Annotated in this window: 1 protein-coding gene; it reads right to left on the bottom strand. The window is 30.5% G+C overall.

Annotated elements, in window-relative coordinates:
- Nucleotides 1-118: 118 nt before the first annotated feature.
- Nucleotides 119-1,087: tetratricopeptide repeat protein (locus V7150_RS26535; RefSeq protein WP_335524313.1), on the bottom strand; the 969-nt coding region annotated here is incomplete at its 5' end.

Genomic DNA, 1,087 nt, shown 5'->3' with positions numbered 1-1,087 from the left:
ATAATACGCTACGTCTGTGTGGGACCTTTGCTTCTCAACATCCTTTGTTGATGTAATAAGAGTGAGCAATGAGATTGAAAATAATAGTAAAGCAAACTTTTTCATAAACATTTACCCCCTAAATTAATTTATTTAAATATTTTACTGCATCGATCACAATTCCCTTTTGATTGTAAAAATCTGCAAGCATTTTATAAAATCGGCCAAGGTCGTCAGCATGCTCATTTGTCTCTTCAAGATAGGGAATTACTTTTGACTCTAAATATTTAAACGCTTTGACCGGTGAGACCATATGGAGAAGGTAAAAATCAGCTAAAAGCCTAAATTTTTTAACACCTAGTTCTTTTGACAATGAATTCAATTCTTGAAAACATTCTCTTGCTTTTTCGATTGATTTAAGAGAATAATGTATTTCTCCAATAGAATATAAAGTTACAAGATAGTGTTGATTTAATTTAGGCTGCAGTTCCAAACTTTTTTCATAATAATATAGTGCTTCCTTAACATTTTTCATTTTATTTTGCAAAAATCCCATATTATGGTAAATTTGCGGAAGCATTTTTTCTTCCTTTAATAATTCTGCATTGCGAATTAGGTGTTGAAAACATCCTTGAGCTTCTTCATAAATATTAGAATGAGTGTAATTGATCCCTAACAACATTAGTGTATTGAGAATACGAATGAAGTTATGCTGGTTCATAAATATTTGCAGTGCCATGTTACCAAAATGAATAGCATGACCTGATTGCTCAAGAAAACTTTTTACAAGTGCTCGATGATAAAGGAATTCTCCACTTGTGGTTTCATGATCATTTTCAGTATACAAGGTATCAAGTATGTCATCGGCATTTTTATACTGACCTTTTAAGATTAAGAATATCGCATTATAGTAGCGAAATAAATAGTTCTCATGTTGGGAAAAATTTTTCTTTTGCTTATATAATAAATCTCTTTGAGCTTCTGCTTCTTCAAATAAACCCTTGAATAATAGGTATCTATATTTGTATAACTCACAAATATAAAAATGTTTTGAGAAAGGGATGAGGTGTTCTATATTCTTTAATTTTTGATAGGTTCCATCTATTTC

It is taken from the genome of Neobacillus drentensis (assembly GCF_036965245.1).
GTDB lineage: Bacteria > Bacillota > Bacilli > Bacillales > Cytobacillaceae > Neobacillus > Neobacillus drentensis_G.
Note: the sequence above shows the minus strand (reverse complement) of the source record. Positions and strands in the feature narration are given on the sequence as shown.